Source organism: uncultured Hymenobacter sp. (assembly GCF_964243305.1).
In the GTDB taxonomy this organism is placed as follows: domain Bacteria; phylum Bacteroidota; class Bacteroidia; order Cytophagales; family Hymenobacteraceae; genus Hymenobacter.
Genome location: NZ_CAXTEF010000030.1, coordinates 1 through 15,085 on the forward strand (window position 1 = coordinate 1; position 15,085 = coordinate 15,085).

The following is a 15,085-nucleotide window of genomic DNA, read 5'->3' on the forward strand; positions in this document are numbered from 1 at the left end:
GTATTAAAATCGTAATTGATAATTACAACCTCACCCTTGTTTAGACCACCGCCCCTAATTAATACAAGTTATGCTCAAATCCTTGCTGCTCACCGCCGCTCTACTTTTCTCCCTCACCGCCGCCAGTCCGCCCGCGCCCAGCTTCCGCCTAGCCAAGTTGCACTACGGCGGCGGGGGCGACTGGTACGCTAACAAAACCAGCCTGCCCAACCTCATCAGCTTCTGCAATCAGGCGCTGAAAACCAACATCGCGCCCGACGAGGCGACCGTGGAGCTGGACGCGCCGGAGCTACTCACCTACCCCTTCCTGCACATGACAGGGCACGGCAACGTGAGCTTCACCGACGCTGAGGCGCGCAATTTGCGGCGCTATTTGACGGGCGGCGGCTTCTTGCACATTGATGATAACTACGGCCTGGATAAATTTATCCGGCCCGAAATGAAGAAGGTATTTCCCGAGCTGAGCTTCGTGGAATTGCCCTTTTCGCACCCAATTTATCATCAGAAATACCAGTTCCCCAGGGGGCTGCCCAAGGTGCATGAGCACGACGGCGGGCGTCCACAAGGCTTCGGCCTGCTATATAAAGGCCGTTTGGTGTGCTTTTACACCTACGAGTGCGACCTGGGCAACGGCTGGGAAGACGTGGGCACCTATCCCGAAGACACGCCGGCCACCCACGAGGCCGCCCTGCGCATGGGCGCCAACCTAGTGGCGTATGCGCTGACGCAAGACTGAATTTCAGTTAACAATTAACAGTTAGCAGTGAACAGACCACTTATCGGCGCAGTAATGCGGTCTGTTCACTACTAACTGTTAATTGTTAACTGAAAATTACCTGACTCCCTTTTCCGGGAAGCGGCCGGTTTTGGTACGGTAAAAGGCCTTAATTTGGGCCTCGTCGACTTCGTAGTTGCCGGTGGGGTACACGGCCTCGCCGATGCCGGCTTCCTTGTTGGCGTAGTCGAGGTAGCCCAGGCGAATGGGCACGTGAGCACCGAGGGCAGCGAAATAATAGCCCTTGCGCCAGCGCGACTGGTAGGCGCGGGTGCCTTCGGGCGTGATGAGGATGACCAGCTCGTCGTGCTCGTCGAAGAGCTTGACCATGCCCTCGACGAGGCTGTTGTTTTTGCGGCGGTCGACGGGCAGCCCGCCCACGGCGCGCACCAGGCTGCCGAGCAGCCAGTGCTCGGTCCACTCCTTTTTGACGGTGAAGCGCACCGGCACGTCCATAAGGTAGAAGGCGGCCCGCGCCAGAATCAGGTCCCAGTTGCTGGTGTGGGGGGCCGCAATCATCATGCTTTTCTTGATATCGCGGTTATGAATTTCGCCCAGGTGCCAGCCGGCGACCCAGAAAACGAATTTGGCCGAGTAATACCAGAACGTGGAGGTTTTGCGGGCGGGCATGAAGGGAGGGGGTAGGCGAAAGATTGCGGGGCGAAATTGGGTAATTGTTCGGGAAGTTTCGCACAATAGAACGTCCTGCTGAGCCCCGCGAAGCATCTCGCTCGCAGCACTAATCAGCTTGACCTCACAATTGGATTTCTCAAGCAAGGTGCTTCGCGGGGCTCCGCAGGACGTTCTTTTAATGGCTCACGCACCCACCTTACAGCAGCGCCCGCAGCTCGGCGGCGCGGCTCAGGGTGTGGCGGTAGCCGATGTCGAACAGCTCCTGGCCGCGGCGGTAGCCCAGGGGGCGGTAGTGGCGCAGCTCGGGCGGCTCCAGCAGCAGGTGGCACTGGGTTTGGCGCTCCTTGGTGTTGGCGTTGATGGCCAGTTGCAGCGTGCGCTCGATGAGGCGGCGAAAGGTGTTGATGTGGGCGGCCGGGTTGATGGGATTGCAGTGCACGCCCACCACGCGCAGGCCCGGCCGGCCCAGCAGGGGCTCGACGGGCAGGTTATTAAGCAGGCCGCCATCGACGAGCTGCCGACCTTGATACTCGACGGCGCGGTAGAGAATGGGCACCGCCGACGAGGCCAGCAGCGGGGGCAGCAGCGGCCCTTCCGAGAAGTAAACCGACTCGCCGGCGCCCAGGTCGGTGGCGACCAGCGTGAGGGGCAGGCGAAGGTCGGCGAAGGTGGGGTTGCCGCCCAGGTGCGCGGCCAGCAGCCGCTCCACGGCGTCGAGGTGCAGCAGGCCGTAGCGGCTGAAGGCCGGGCGCGTGAGCCGGGCCAGGTTGGTGGCCAGCAGGAGCCGCAGAATCTCGCGGGGGGCGAAACCAGCCGCATAAAAAGTACCGGCAATGGCTCCCGACGAGACGCCCGCCAGCCGCGCCACCGGCAGCGCCAACTCGTCAAATGCGGCCAGCACCCCCAGGTGCGCAATGCCCCGCGCGCCCCCGCCCGACAAGGCCAGGCCGAGCTGCTGCTGCTGGGGTTGGGCCGGGAGGGGGGGGTAGGGAGTCATAGGGTAAAGAAACCGGCGAGAACGACCAACTCCCCTCCTTTTTTAAGGAGGGGACGCTCCTGCAAAGCAGGAGCTGGGGTGGTGCACCCCGTGGAACGACTTAGGCGGCAAACAGGGGGGTAGGGGAATTGCGGGGCGTAATCGTTCCGGCCTCGTTCAACGACGCGCACCACCCCAGTAGCCGCCGCGCGGCCACGTCCCCTTCTTAAAAACGGAGGGGAGTTGGTCGTTTAACAATTCCCTACCCCCTATAAATCCGCCAGGCCGAACGTCTCGGCCACGCGGATGCCCTTCTCCGTGTGCTGCACGGTGCAGCACTCGTGGGCCGGGTCGTGCTGGAGCACGAGCACCCAGTTTTCGTCGGCCGCGCGGCGCAGCACAACTTCTTTTTCGGCCATCGTCACCAGCGGACGCATGTCGTAGCTCATCACGTAGGGCAGGGGCACGTGCGCCGCGCTGGGCAGCAAATCGGAGAGGAAAGCCAGCGTGCGCCCTTTGTACTGGAGCACCGGCGCCATTAGCTTTTCGGTGTGGCCGTCGGCGTAGATAATCTCGCGCAGCGGTGAGAGGTCAGCGGGCAGGCCACTGGCCGGGTCAATAAATTTCAGCTGCCCACTCTCCTGAACAGGCAGAATATTCTCCTTCAGAAAGCTGGCTTTTTCGCGCGGATTGGGCTGCACGGCCCAGTTCCAATGGGCCTCGTTGCTCCAGTAGGTAGCGTTGGGAAAAGCCGTTTCCAACTTACCATCCGGAGTGCGGCGCACCGCGCCGCCGCAGTGGTCGAAGTGCAGGTGCGTGAGCAGAACGTCGGTGATGTCGGCGGCCGTGAAGCCGGCTTTTTGCAGCTCGCTTTCCAGCGTCGCGGCGCCGTGCAGGTAGAAATGCGAGCGAAACTTCTCGTCCTGCTTATCGCCAATGCCGGTGTCAATCAGCAGCAGGCGGCTGCCGTCTTCGATGAGCAGGCAGCGCAACGCCCAGGTGCACATGTTGTTGGCGTCGGGCGGGTTGAGCTTCTGCCACATGCTCCTGGGCACCACGCCGAACATGGCGCCGCCGTCGAGCTTGAAAAGGCCGGGATTGATGGTGTGCAAGTTCATATTTCATTTCACGCAGTGTCCCGCAGTGTTAAAATACGCAGTGTTCCGCAGTGTCTGACGCCCGTGCACTGCGGAACACTGCGTATTTTAACACTGCGGGACACTGCGTGAAATTTATTCGACCACAACTCCCATCGCCGAAAACTTGTCAATGCGCTGCGAGATGCGCTCCGTCGCTGGAATGGCGGCCAGCTCATTCAAGGTTTTGAGCAGCGTCTTTTTCAGCGTCTTAATCATTTCCTCGGGCGCCGTGTGGGCCCCACCGAGCGGCTCCTTGATGATACCATCAACGAGGCCCGCTTTCTGCATATCCAGGGCCGTGAGCTTGAGGGCCTCGGCGGCCTGCTCCTTGTAGTCCCAGGAGCGCCACAGGATGCTGCTGCACGACTCCGGCGAAATCACCGAGTACCAGGTATTTTCCAGCATCAGCACCCGGTCGCCGATGGCAATGCCCAGGGCGCCGCCGCTGGCGCCCTCGCCGATGATGACGCAAATCACGGGCACCCGGAGCATAAACATTTCCTTGAGGTTGCGGGCAATGGCCTCGCCCTGCCCGCGCTCTTCGGCTTCGAGGCCCGGAAAGGCGCCGGGCGTGTCGATGAGCGTGATGATGGGCACATTGAACTTCTCGGCCAGCTTCATCAGGCGCAGGGCCTTGCGATAGCCCTCGGGGTTGGGCATCCCGAAGTTGCGAAACTGCCGCTGCTTGGTGTTGTGCCCCTTTTGCTGGCCGATAATCATCACCGGCTGCCCGCCCAGCTCGGCAAAGCCGCCGACCATCGCCTTGTCGTCGGCCACGGTGCGGTCGCCGTGCAGCTCGACGAACTTGTCGGTCATGCCCTCCACGTAGTCGAGCGTGTAAGGGCGTTCGGGGTGGCGCGAGAGCTGCACCCGCTGCCAGCGCGTGAGGTTGGCGTAGGTTTCTTTCTTGAGGGCCTGAATCTTGGCCTTGAGGGCCGCGACGGCCTCCGTAACATCGACCTGGCTTTCGTCGGCCAGTTTCTGCATTTCTACGAGCTTGCCTTCGAGCGAGGCAATGGGTTGTTCAAAATCAAGAAGCATGTAGTATCGCAGATGAGGCTGATAAGGCAGATTACGCGGATGTTGGATGGGCTGGCCCGCGGGCAAGGAGCAGGAAATTGGCAATCCCTACCCCCCCGCGCCGGCCCAAGGCCGTCATACCAGGGGCGGGCGGCGGCGGGCAAAGGTAAAACATCCGCTGCGGGAGCCAGTCACGAAAACCAATCAGGCTGAAAAACAAGCCGCAAGCTCAGGAACGGGGCTGTTTTTCAGAAAAATTCTGGTAGCGGCTTGCGGCGCGGCCCCTCCCTACCCTACCTTTGCAGCACCAAAGCGGAAAACAGTCGTGTTTTTCGCCTCGGCAAACGGTTTGGTAGTTCAGTTGGTTAGAATGCCGCCCTGTCACGGCGGAGGTCGCGGGTTCGAGTCCCGTCCAGACCGCAACCGCTTAGTAAGGCGCCCATCCTGTCAGCAGGGTGGGCGCTTTATTTTTTATCTGGGTGTATCTATTGGCAGTATTGCCGCGCATCCCTGAGCTGAGTTCACAAGCGCCTTTCGGAACACGGAACCACCGCCGAACAGCGCCCTGGTGCAACATCATTTCGGCTGACTGGTCTCATGCTCCGATGAGCTACCCGCCTACCCCCCCCGCCACCGACCAGCAGCTTGTGGCGCAGGTGCTGGGGGGAAACACGGCGGCTTTTGGGCAAATCGTGCGACGCACGGAAGGGCTGGTGACGCAGCTGGTATTCAAAATGATTCGGCATCCCGCCGACCGCCCGGATATTGCGCAGGAGGTGTACTTGAAGGTTTTCAAGAGCTTAGCCGGGTTTAAGTTTCAAGCCAAACTCTCCACCTGGGTCGGCCAAATTACCTATAATACGTGCCTGCACTACCTGGAAAAGAAGCACCTGGTGCTGGTAGACCCCTCGGAGCCCGCGCCGGATGACCCGCCAGCAGAGGGCCGCCGGGCCCCGCCCGCGCTGGTCGCCAGTACGGATTACGACCCCGAAACAGCCCTGTTCGGCCAGGACCTGGCCGGCATTTTGGGCACGGCCATCGAGCAGCTGCCCCCGCTCTACCGCACCCTGGTTTCCTTGTATCACCAGCAGGAACTGAGCTACGAGGAAATTGCCCAGATAACCTCCCTGCCGGACGGAACCGTGAAAAACTACCTCTTTCGGGCGCGGAAACTGTTGAAGCAGCAACTACTGGCCCGCTATCAACGCGACGACTTATGACGAGCCCCCATCTTTCCGAACGCGCCCTTCAGGAGGCCGCGGAATCCACTTCCCGGCTGCCTACCCCCCAGGCGGCTCATTTGCGCGGCTGCCGCCAGTGCCAGGGCCGGGTAGCTACCTACCAGCAGCTGTTTACGGCCGCGGCCCGCCTGCCGCCGCCGGCTTTTGATTTCGACCTCACGGCCACCGTCCTGGCGCAGTTGCCCAGGGCCCGGCCCGCTTTTCCCTGGGTGCTCAGCGGGGTGACCGCCCTCGTGCTGGGGGTGGTGGCCGCGTTTCTGGCCCTGTTCGGTGGCGTGCTGGTGCAGGCTTTCCAGAGCTTGTCAACCGGGCCAGGGGCCGGCCTTACGGCAGTGGCTGGCGTCATCGTGGCCGGGCAATGCCTGGAGTTGCTGGCCCAGCACCGCCGGCAAATGCGCCGGCTGGCTTTTTCGTAATTTTTTTGCAACCCGAACGGCTCCGGCCGGTCACATGCGGTACTACCCCCTGGCCCGAATTATGAAAAGGTTTTTGCTGCTCCTGCTTTTCTGCCTGACCGCCTGGGGAGCTTCGGCCCAGCCTGCTCTGCTACCGGCCCTTGATGCAAATGCAGTGGAGATTGCGCGACGGGTCATTTTTCCCGCCATCGCACTTTTCCTGCTCGGCTACTTCATTTTGGCGGCCATTAAGCTGCTACTGAATTACTTATTAAAAAATAAGATAATTGATACAGCCATCATTTCGGAAAGCATTGTCGAGCGCTTGCTGCCCGGCCCGCAGGACGAACAAAACAAGGTAGTGAAATGGGTCGCGCTGCTCCTGAGCAGTGGCACGGGACTCACGGTATGCAGCTGGTACCTGCCCCTGGGCATTCACTCCGTCATCATCTTGATTTTCAGCACCGCCCTTGGCTTTCTGGCCTACTACCTCTTCCTGCGCCGCCAAACGAAGTAACCCCGCGCAACGCCTTTCTGCCTACCCCTTTTCAGCGCCTTCCTAACCACAAAGGTTGCCGCTGGCCGGGAGAGGCTCCTACCCCGACCGTCTTCCTTTTTCTATCACCTTATCTCCAAAATCCGATGAATCAGTCAGGATACTCAGCACAAGCTAATAGGTATTGCCTGGTAATTTGCATTGCACTTAACTTTATTAATCATATAGTTATGAAACAAATCAGAGAGATAGGCGCTCGGCTCCTCCTCCAGATTTTCGGACGCTTTCTGATTGCGCACCGGGGTAGGCGGCTTTGGTGGTCCGGGCTGATGGCGGTTGGCTTGTTGCCCGGTACGCTGTCCGCCCAGGCCTTGGGCGAAGTGTCCGGCACGCTGCTGGACCAGCGCACGCGCCAGCCGCTCCCTTTTGCCAACGTCTTGCTGCTGCGTCTGCCCGACTCGACTGTGGTAGCCAACACCCAAACGGCCGAAAATGGCACCTTTGTGCTGGCTAACGTCATGCTGGGCAATTACCTGCTGCGGGCCGAGGCCCTGGGCTACCGGCCCGCCCGCCGGCTCGCCACGCTGAGCGCAACTAGCCCGGCGGCCCGCCTGGGCGAGTGGCTGGTGGCCCCGGCGGCCGTGCAGCTCGGCAGCGTGGTGGTGCAGGGTGAAAAAGCAGCGATGGTCAACGAGCTGGGCAAAACCATCCTCAACGTGGGCAAGGACCTGAACAGCGCGGGCGGCACGGCGGCCGATGTACTGCAAAAAGTACCCTCCGTGGCCGTGGATGAGAACGGGCAAGTCAGCCTGCGGGGTAGCGCGGGCGTCACGCTCTACCTCGACGGCAAGCCCGCGCCCAGCAGTCTGCGCCTCGACCAGCTGCCCGCCAGCCGCCTCGAAACCATCGAGGTCATCACCAATCCGGGGGCCCGGTATTCGGCCCAGGGCGCGGGCGGCATCATCAACCTGGTGCAGAAAAAACAAACCCAGGCCGGCTGGAACGGCGACGTGCTGGCCACAGTGGGTACTCGTAATAAGTATACCGCGTCCCTCAACCTCAACCGGCGGGTAGGCAAAGTCAATTTTTACAGCAACGTAAACGGGCTAAATAATGCGTTCCAAGGCAGCTCGGCCTTGCAGCAGGTGGCCGCGGCCGACGGCCGTACCACCGGCACCGTCCAGACCGGCCGCACCGCCCGCCACCAGGCCAACGAGGCCCTCCGCCTGGGCGTGGACTATGCCTTACGCCCCGAGCAAAGCCTGACTTTAACCACCGAGTTTTACAAGAACGACCTGCGCCAGACCAGTAATTTCACGACCTTGCTCACCCGCGGCGCCGACCCAACCATCACCCTGCAAAATCAGAACTTGGAAACCGACGACCTCTACACCATCCGGGTTTCCAGCAACTACCGGCACACCTGGGCTGCCCACCCTAGCCGCGAACTGACCGCCAGCGCTACCTATACCCTGGACGGCGGCACCGTGACGAGCGAGCAGCGCGTGCTGGACGGGCCGGCTAGCTACGCCCGACAGGCGCGCCAGCAGTTCCTCGACGTGACCATTCACTTGCCCTCCGCGCAGGTGGACTATGTGCAGCCGCTGGACGAAAAGCGCCGCTGGGGGGCAGGCTTTAAGACCGACCTCATGGTGACGCCCGGCACGGCCGACTATTTGGTGCAGCCGGCAGCCGGCGCAGAATTCATTCGCCAGGAAGCCGGCTCGTACCGCTATCACTACCAACAGGTTATCCCGCAAGCCTACGGCACTTACCAGCAGAAAGCTGGCCTGTGGGACTACCAGGCGGGTCTGCGGGCTGAGTTCACGGGGCTGCAAGCCCAGGTTCGGCCTACCGGCTCGGCCAGCCAACGCATTTTCAACGTGTTTCCCTCGGCCACGGTGGCGCGCACGCTGCCCCACGACCAGCGCCTGCAGCTCAGCTACTCGCGCCGCCTGAACCGGCCCAATTTTCTGCAAATCATTGCCCTGCCTATCTATTCCGATGCTCGCAATTACGTGGTCGGCAACCCCGACCTGCGCCCCGAGTACGTCCACGTCGCGGAGCTGGGCCACCAGGTAGCGTGGCAGGCCACCACGCTCAGCACAACCTTATTTGGGCGCTTCGCCAGCCAAGCCATTCAAAGCCTGCGCACGATTGATACGCTGGCGACCCACCGCAGCGGCCAGCCCGATTTCATCGTCCGCACCAGCTACGCCAACCTGGGCCGCACGGCCAGCTACGGGCTGGAACTCTCGCTGACGCAGACCATGACGACATGGTGGAAGCTCCTGGCCAACGGCTCGTTCTACCGCAACCAGGTGACCAGCTACTCCGGCGACGGCACCCGCGCCAACTTTACCGGCACGGCTTATATCCTGAATACTTTTAGCCCGACGAAGACGCTGGCTGTGCAGCTCAGCGGCAACTACCGCGCGCCACTGGTGGTGCCGCAGGGTCGCTTGCTGGCCTTTTACGGGATTGATGTGGCCCTGCGCCAGCGCTTGCTCCACGACCGGACGGCCCTCACCCTGCGCGTCAGTGACCTCTTCAACACGCGCCGTCAGCGCACCCAACTGGGGGCCGCAGGGCTCACTGCCGACTTCCAGACCAAGTACGAAACGCGCGTAGGCTACCTGGGATTTACCTGGTTTCTGGGCACGAACAAGCCGGCCAGCACCATCGACAACCAGCCGAAAGGCGACACGGGTGGTTTCGGGGGGTAGCAGTGGAGAAAACGCGGTGCTCACTGACTTACGTGCCGGACGAGGCCTACCGGCGGCGCATCCGGCGGCGCATCCTGGTGCCTCTCAACCACAGCGAGGGCCGCGCCGTCTTCCACGGCAAGAAAGAGGGCCAGCTGCACTAATGCTACCGTGAAGGCACGGAGAACCAGTTGAGCGCGCTGGTACTGGCCGTGAACGCCTTGGTGCAGCGGCCCCTGGAGCAGTGGCAAGAAGCGGGAGGGGGCCTGAGCCCAGAGGGCGGGCGCCGCCTCTCGCCCTTGCTGCACGAACACGTCACCATGCTGAGTTAACACGAGTTCACGCTGCCCGAAGCCACCGCGGCGGGGCAACTGCACCCGTTGTGCACCCTCACCAACTGGGAAGCAGCACTCAGCAAATTGGCCCGGCGATATTTTCTGTTTCCATTCCCACCTCTGGAAGCCGGCGAGTTTGGGCTGCGCGTGGCCGACCAGACCGAGCGGATTAGGCGGATTAGGGTGACCGAGTAAGTAGGCCGCCCCGGCGGGGCAGCCTTCACGGAGCTGATTTATTCAATCCCTACCCCCCCCTATTTCTTCAGCACCACGTAGGCATAGGGGGCTAGGGAAACCTGGCTGCCCAGTGTGACGGCCCCGCCCCGCAAGGCATTGGTCCAGTTGGAGTTGGCCAGTGCAGGCGGCAGGGTATACTGAACGGTGGCGTTGCGCGTATTAACCATGACAAAGGCCTGCTCGGTGCCGGCGGTTTTGGTGAAGGCGCACACGGCGGCCGTGCTGTAGGCGGTGGGCGTGCCGCGGCGCAGGGCGGCGCTGCCGGCGCGGGCCGTGAGCAACTGCTGATAGGCCTGCGTGACGGCGGGGTTGCCATCAAAATTTATCTTCACGGAAGTAAAGGGGAAAGGAATGGCCTGCTTCATGCCGGCTTCCTGGCCGTTGTACACCATCGGCACACCCTTGTAGAGTGCTGCCACCACGAAGGCCGACATGGCGCCCGCGTCGCCGCCATACAAAGTGAACGGCGTTCCTCCGTCTTTAGCGCCGTTTTTGTCGTGGTTGGTAGTGTAGCGCACCACGTGCTGCCCGTTGGTGGCGCCAATGTACTCGCTGTTGTTGAACGCGTCGAAGCTGGTGGCGGCAGCGCCGTTGCGGTACACGGCCTGCAGGGCTTCGTAAAATGCAAAGCCGAAGGTGTAGTCGAAGCCCTCCTCCTCGTAGTGCTCTTTGCGGGTGCCTTCGGCCAGCAGCAAGAGCTTGTGGGTCTTGATATTGCGCAGCGTGTCCACGGTTTGTTCCCAGAAGTTGACGGGCTGGAAGTCGGCGAAGTCGCAGCGGAAGCCGTCCACGTTAGCCGTGAAAACCCACGATTTCATGGCCGAAATCAGGGCCTGACGCATGGGCGTACTGTCGAAATTGAGCGCGGCGACGTCATTGTAGACTTCGGTACCACTGGAGGGCGAGATAATATTGCCGGCGGCATCTTTCTGGTACCAGTCGGGATGCTCCGTAATCCAGGGGTGGTCCCGGCTCGTGTGGTTGGGTACCCAGTCCAGCATCACGCTCAGGCCGCGGGCGTGGGCCGCATCGACCAGCGTACGCAGGTCGGCCAGCGTGCCGAACTCGGGGTTCACGGCGCGGTAGTCCTGCACGGCGTAGGGCGAGTTGACAGCCTTGCTGTCCTTGCCAACCGGGTAAATCGGCATCAGGTACAGCACGTTCACGTTCAGCGCCTTAATGGCGTCGAGCCGGGCCGTGACGCCCGCGAAGTTGCCGCCCTGGCTAAAGGCACGCATGTTCACCTGGTAGATGACCGCATCCTGCCGGTCGGGCACGGCGGCGAAGGGCGTGCCGTACTGCGGGGGGGTAGGGATGCCGGGCACGACCACGACCGGCGGCAGCGGGGCGGGTGCCTCCGGCACGTCGGGCCGGCAGGCGTTCAGCAGGCCGGCGGCCAGGGCCAGGGCGAAGCTGTTTTTGATAGCGGAATGAAAAAAAGACATCAGGGGGAAGTTAAGCAGTGATTATAAATAGAAAATGATGGGGTCGCCGGGCGGTCCGGTCCGACCGCCTGCCGGCGCGCTTTCAGGCTTTTATTTTTCCTACCGGCTTGAAGCTCACGGCCGCGCCGCCGCCGGGCGCCAGCTTCAACGTCAGACTGGACTTGCTGGTGACCTTGAGCTTGCGAATCTGATAGGCCATTGGGTTCTGGTCCCAGCTCGCGCCGGGGCCGTCGGCGTAGATGGTGGCCTCGTAGCGCCGGCCGGGGGGTAGGAAATCGAGCCGGACGGTCTGGGTGCGGGCTTGCTCGTCGGTGATGCTGCCCAGGTACCACTCGGCTTTGCCTTTGGCCTGGCGCGCGGTGGTGAGGTAGTCGCCGGGCTCGGCCAGCAGAATGCGCGTGTCGTCCCAGTCGACGGGCACGTCTTTAATAAACTGGAAGGCGTCGGGGCGCTGCTCGTAGGCTTCGGGGAGGTCGGCGGCCATTTGCAGAGGGCTGTACATGGTTACGTACAGGGCCAGCTGCTTGGCCAGGGTGGTGTGGACCTGCTTGCCCTGGTTGCGGGCGGCGTTCCAGCCTTCGAGCTTGATTTGGAAGATGCCGGGCGTGTAGTCCATCGGCCCGCCCATCAGGCGGGTGAAGGGCAGGATGGTTTCGTGCTCGGGCGGGTTGCCGGTGCTCCAGGCGTTGAACTCGTTGCCGCGGGCGGCCTCCGAAGCCAGCCAGTTCGGGTAGGTGCGGTGCAGGCCGGTGGGCCGCACGGCCTCGTGCATATCGACCATAATCTGCTGGCGGGCCATGTTTTCGGCGGTGCGGTTGAAGTGGTTCACCATCCACTGCCCGTCGTGGTGCTCGCCGCGCGGGATAATGCGGCCCACGTAGCCGGTTTTCACGGCGTCGTAGCCGTGCTGCTTCATGAAGCGCAGGGCCGCATCCTGCCGCCGCTCGTAGTTCGTGACCGAGGAGCTGGTTTCGTGGTGCATCATCATTTTCACGCCCTTGCTGGCGGCGTAGGCTTGCAGCTCTTGCACGTTGAAGTCGGGGTAGGGCGTCACGAAGTCGAACACTTCCTCTTTCCAATTATTGGCCCAGTCTTCCCAGCCCACGTTCCAGCCCTCGACGAGCACGCTTTGCAGGCCGTGCTTGGCCGCGAAGTCGATGTAGCGCTTCACGTTGGCCGTGTTGGCGCCGTGGTGGCCGTTGGGCTTGAGCTTGGTCCAATCAGTATTTGCGAGCTTGATGTTGGTCGTGTCGGCGTAGTTCCAGGTGGCTTTGTTGACGTGCATCTCCCACCACACACCCACGAACTTCTGGGGCTTAATCCAGCTCGTTTCGGCGATTTTACTCGGCTCGTTCAGGTTCAGAATCAGCTTGGAGGCCAGCACGGCGGGCGCGTTGTCGGCCACCACTATCGTGCGCCAGGGCGTGTGCTCCGGCGCTTGCAGGTAGGCGGCGTTGCCGGTGGCGTCGGGCACGAGCTGGCTCGTCAGGCCAAAGGTTTTGGGGTTGACGTTCAGCATCATGGCCGGGTAGTTCACCAGCGCGGCCTCGTGGATATTGACGTACAGCCCAACATCCGACTTAAGCATGAGCGGTGTTTGCACCGTGGTGGGGGCGGCCTTGAGTTGAATCGGCTCGATGCCGGCCGTGTTCACCGCGCTCAGGCGGGAGGTAGTGTAGGTGTACTCGTTTGAGTCGTAGTCGCCGGGAATCCAGAACGCTTTATGGTCAGCCGGCAGGTTAAACTCGGTGCGCTCATCTCTGACGACGAAATACGTCAGGCTAGCCTGCTGCGGAAACTCGTAGCGAAACCCCACCCCATCGGCAAACACCCGGAACACCACGTCGAGCCGGCGCCCGTCGGCGGCCGGCTGCCGCAGGTGCACGGTGAGCTGCTGGTAGTGGTTGCGAATGTTCTTGACTTCGCCCCAGACCGGCTGCCAGGTTTCGTCCACGTCCTTGGTCTCGCTGCCCGTCACCACCAGCGGGCCGTCGAAGCCGCCGCCCCCGGCCAGCGTCAGGCCCAGGCGCGAGGGCTGGATGACCGGCTTTTGCTGGTAGGTCACGGCGTAGGTGGGCTGCCCGTTGGCGGCCAGCGCAAACGTCAGGCTCACCCGGTCGAGCTTGGCCGTCAGGGGGGGGGGTAGGGAGTTGGGCCGGGGCCCGGACGCTGGTAGCCAGCAGCCCCAGCAGTAATATTCCGCGCATGAATCAAGGTGTGGTCCGGGGCCGGCACTACCGCCGGCTTCGGTAAATAGTGCCCGAAGGCCACTTTTAAGCAATTATTTTCGCAAAACCAGGTACTGGTAGGGCTGCAACGTGAGTGGGCCGCTCACGGCCGGGGCTTGCCCGCCGAATGCGTTGCGCCAGTTCGCGCCGGCCAGGCCGGCGGGCACCGAGAACGGCTTAGGCGAGCTGCGCAGATTGACCAGCACCAGCACCAGCACCTGCTCCTTGCCCGCCGTTTTGGTAAAGGCGCACACGTCGTCGCTGCTGTAGGAAGTCAGCTCGCCGTTGCGCAGCGCGTTACTGGCGTTGCGCAGGCGAATGAGCCGCTTGTACTCGGTAGTCAGGGCTGGGTTCAGGCTCCAGTCAATGGCCTTGCGGGTGCCCATGAACGGGATTCGCTCCGGGAAACCAACTTCCTGGCCGTTATAAATCATCGGCACCGCCTTCATGTAGGCGGCCACCACGAAGGCGGCCAGCGCGCCCGGCCCGCCGCCAAACAGCTCCTGCGGCGTGCCTTCCCAGGCGTTGAGGTCGTGGTTGGTGACGTAGCGCAGCATCCGGGCCGTGGGCGGGGCGCCGCGGTAGTTGGCCGTGTTGACGGAATCTATCAGCTTGACGCTCTTGCCCTGGGCGAAAATGTCGTGCTTCATGACGTTAGCGAAGCCGAAATCGTAGCACAGCTGAAAGCCGCCTTGCAGATAATATTTCTTCTTGTCGCCTTCGGCCAGCAACAAGAGCTTGTGCTTGGGAATGGCATTCAGGCTTTTAAAGGCTTCGGCGAAAAACTCGGGGGTAGGGCCGTCGGCGTAGTTGAAGCGGTAGCCGTCAATGTTGGCGGCCAGCACCCAGTAGCGCAGGGCGCTGGTCATGGCCTGGCGCAGCTCGGGCTTGCTGAAATCGAGCTGCACGATGTCCTTCCACTCCGGGATGGGGTTGCGCATGTTGCCCTGGGCGTCGCGCACGTACCAGTCGGGGTGCTCCGTAATCCAGGCGTGGTCCCAGGAGGTGTGGTTGCCGACCCAGTCCAGCATCACGGCTAGGCCACGGGCGTGGGCACCATCCACCAAGGCGCGCAGGTCGGCTAAGGTGCCGAACTCCGGGTTCACGGCCGTGTAGTTCTGCACCGCAAACGGCGAGTCCACGGCCTTGAGCTTGCCGATGGGGAAAATTGGCATCAGATATACCACGTTCACGCCCAGCGCCTTGATGGAATCGAGCCGGGCCATCACGGCCCGGAAGGTGCCTTCCTTGCTAAAGCCGCGCATGTTGACCTGGTAAATGGTCACATTCTGGCCCTGCGGCACGCTGGTGAAGGGCCGGCCGTACTGGGCCGGGTCGCGGGAGGGGGGTAGGGATTTGACTGCGGCCGTCTGGCCGGGCAGCGGGCCGGCCACCGCCAGCCAGGCCAGCGTGAGCAGCAGGGCAGGAAGAGCTGTTTTTTTCACTAAAAAGGTAGATTA

At 62.3% G+C, this 15,085-nt stretch carries 13 protein-coding genes and 1 tRNA gene; 7 read left to right on the forward strand and 7 right to left on the reverse strand.

Translation table 11 applies throughout. The features are described 5' to 3' along the window. Positions 1-70 precede the first annotated feature (70 nt). Positions 71-736, forward strand: a complete 666-nt coding sequence (locus ACFE70_RS15180; protein WP_375418615.1) for a DUF4159 domain-containing protein — start codon at positions 71-73, stop codon at positions 734-736. Between the two features lie 96 nt (positions 737-832). Here the strand turns inward: ACFE70_RS15180 and ACFE70_RS15185 are convergent, their stop codons facing one another. From ACFE70_RS15185 to ACFE70_RS15200, 4 genes are all read right to left on the reverse strand, one after another. Next, positions 833-1,405, reverse strand: coding sequence for a 1-acyl-sn-glycerol-3-phosphate acyltransferase (locus ACFE70_RS15185; protein WP_375418616.1), 573 nt, complete (start codon positions 1,403-1,405; stop codon positions 833-835). 199 nt (positions 1,406-1,604) lie between these two features. Next, positions 1,605-2,405 (reverse strand): patatin-like phospholipase family protein, encoded by an 801-nt coding sequence (locus tag ACFE70_RS15190; protein ID WP_375418617.1) that lies wholly within the window; start codon positions 2,403-2,405, stop codon positions 1,605-1,607. Positions 2,406-2,653: 248 nt separating this feature from the next. After that, a complete protein-coding gene (locus tag ACFE70_RS15195) occupies positions 2,654-3,502 on the reverse strand; it encodes an MBL fold metallo-hydrolase (protein WP_375418618.1) in 849 nt (282 codons plus the stop codon). A gap of 114 nt (positions 3,503-3,616) precedes the next feature. Further along, positions 3,617-4,564: an acetyl-CoA carboxylase carboxyltransferase subunit alpha gene (locus ACFE70_RS15200; RefSeq protein ID WP_375418619.1), complete on the reverse strand. Its 948-nt coding sequence runs from the start codon at positions 4,562-4,564 to the stop codon at positions 3,617-3,619. Between the two features lie 325 nt (positions 4,565-4,889). Here ACFE70_RS15200 and ACFE70_RS15205 point away from each other — a divergent pair. The 6 genes from ACFE70_RS15205 to ACFE70_RS15230 all read left to right on the forward strand — a co-directional run bounded on the left by ACFE70_RS15205 (position 4,890) and on the right by ACFE70_RS15230 (position 9,712). After that, positions 4,890-4,963: transfer RNA gene (locus ACFE70_RS15205), tRNA-Asp, on the forward strand. 185 nt (positions 4,964-5,148) lie between these two features. Continuing rightward, the gene (locus ACFE70_RS15210; RefSeq protein WP_375418620.1) at positions 5,149-5,763 is read left to right on the forward strand and encodes an RNA polymerase sigma factor; all 615 of its coding nucleotides are present in this window, start codon (positions 5,149-5,151) and stop codon (positions 5,761-5,763) included. Beyond that, entirely contained in the window at positions 5,760-6,200 is a 441-nt protein-coding gene (locus tag ACFE70_RS15215) for a hypothetical protein (protein ID WP_375418621.1), read from the forward strand. Before ACFE70_RS15210 ends, ACFE70_RS15215 begins: the two co-directional genes overlap by 4 nt. 61 nt (positions 6,201-6,261) lie before the next feature. Further along, entirely contained in the window at positions 6,262-6,696 is a 435-nt protein-coding gene (locus tag ACFE70_RS15220) for a hypothetical protein (protein WP_375418622.1), read from the forward strand. Between the two features lie 209 nt (positions 6,697-6,905). Next, a complete protein-coding gene (locus tag ACFE70_RS15225; protein ID WP_375418623.1) occupies positions 6,906-9,401 on the forward strand; it encodes an outer membrane beta-barrel protein in 2,496 nt (831 codons plus the stop codon). Positions 9,402-9,571: 170 nt separating this feature from the next. Continuing rightward, positions 9,572-9,712: a hypothetical protein gene (locus ACFE70_RS15230; RefSeq protein ID WP_375418624.1), complete on the forward strand. Its 141-nt coding sequence runs from the start codon at positions 9,572-9,574 to the stop codon at positions 9,710-9,712. A gap of 257 nt (positions 9,713-9,969) precedes the next feature. Here ACFE70_RS15230 and ACFE70_RS15235 read toward each other — a convergent pair whose 3' ends face one another. From ACFE70_RS15235 to ACFE70_RS15245, 3 genes are all read right to left on the reverse strand, one after another. Continuing rightward, complete coding sequence (locus ACFE70_RS15235; RefSeq protein ID WP_375418625.1) at positions 9,970-11,397, reverse strand: alpha-amylase family glycosyl hydrolase; 1,428 nt, start codon at positions 11,395-11,397, stop codon at positions 9,970-9,972. 82 nt (positions 11,398-11,479) lie between these two features. Further along, entirely contained in the window at positions 11,480-13,510 is a 2,031-nt protein-coding gene (locus tag ACFE70_RS15240) for a glycoside hydrolase family 97 protein (RefSeq protein WP_375418626.1), read from the reverse strand. A 168-nt stretch (positions 13,511-13,678) separates the two neighbouring features. Further along, the gene (locus ACFE70_RS15245; protein ID WP_375418627.1) at positions 13,679-15,070 is read right to left on the reverse strand and encodes an alpha-amylase family glycosyl hydrolase; all 1,392 of its coding nucleotides are present in this window, start codon (positions 15,068-15,070) and stop codon (positions 13,679-13,681) included. Positions 15,071-15,085 lie beyond the last annotated feature (15 nt).

What these genes read in the sequence shown, in the direction of transcription:
- ACFE70_RS15180 (WP_375418615.1), top strand. Translation starts at nt 71, where the DNA reads ATGCTCAAATCCTTGCTGCTCACCGCCGCTCTACTTTTCTCCCTCACC.
- ACFE70_RS15185 (WP_375418616.1), bottom strand. Translation starts at nt 1,405, where the DNA reads ATGCCCGCCCGCAAAACCTCCACGTTCTGGTATTACTCGGCCAAATTC.
- ACFE70_RS15190 (WP_375418617.1), bottom strand. Translation starts at nt 2,405, where the DNA reads ATGACTCCCTACCCCCCCCTCCCGGCCCAACCCCAGCAGCAGCAGCTC.
- ACFE70_RS15195 (WP_375418618.1), bottom strand. Translation starts at nt 3,502, where the DNA reads ATGAACTTGCACACCATCAATCCCGGCCTTTTCAAGCTCGACGGCGGC.
- ACFE70_RS15200 (WP_375418619.1), bottom strand. Translation starts at nt 4,564, where the DNA reads ATGCTTCTTGATTTTGAACAACCCATTGCCTCGCTCGAAGGCAAGCTC.
- ACFE70_RS15210 (WP_375418620.1), top strand. Translation starts at nt 5,149, where the DNA reads ATGAGCTACCCGCCTACCCCCCCCGCCACCGACCAGCAGCTTGTGGCG.
- ACFE70_RS15215 (WP_375418621.1), top strand. Translation starts at nt 5,760, where the DNA reads ATGACGAGCCCCCATCTTTCCGAACGCGCCCTTCAGGAGGCCGCGGAA.
- ACFE70_RS15220 (WP_375418622.1), top strand. Translation starts at nt 6,262, where the DNA reads ATGAAAAGGTTTTTGCTGCTCCTGCTTTTCTGCCTGACCGCCTGGGGA.
- ACFE70_RS15225 (WP_375418623.1), top strand. Translation starts at nt 6,906, where the DNA reads ATGAAACAAATCAGAGAGATAGGCGCTCGGCTCCTCCTCCAGATTTTC.
- ACFE70_RS15235 (WP_375418625.1), bottom strand. Translation starts at nt 11,397, where the DNA reads ATGTCTTTTTTTCATTCCGCTATCAAAAACAGCTTCGCCCTGGCCCTG.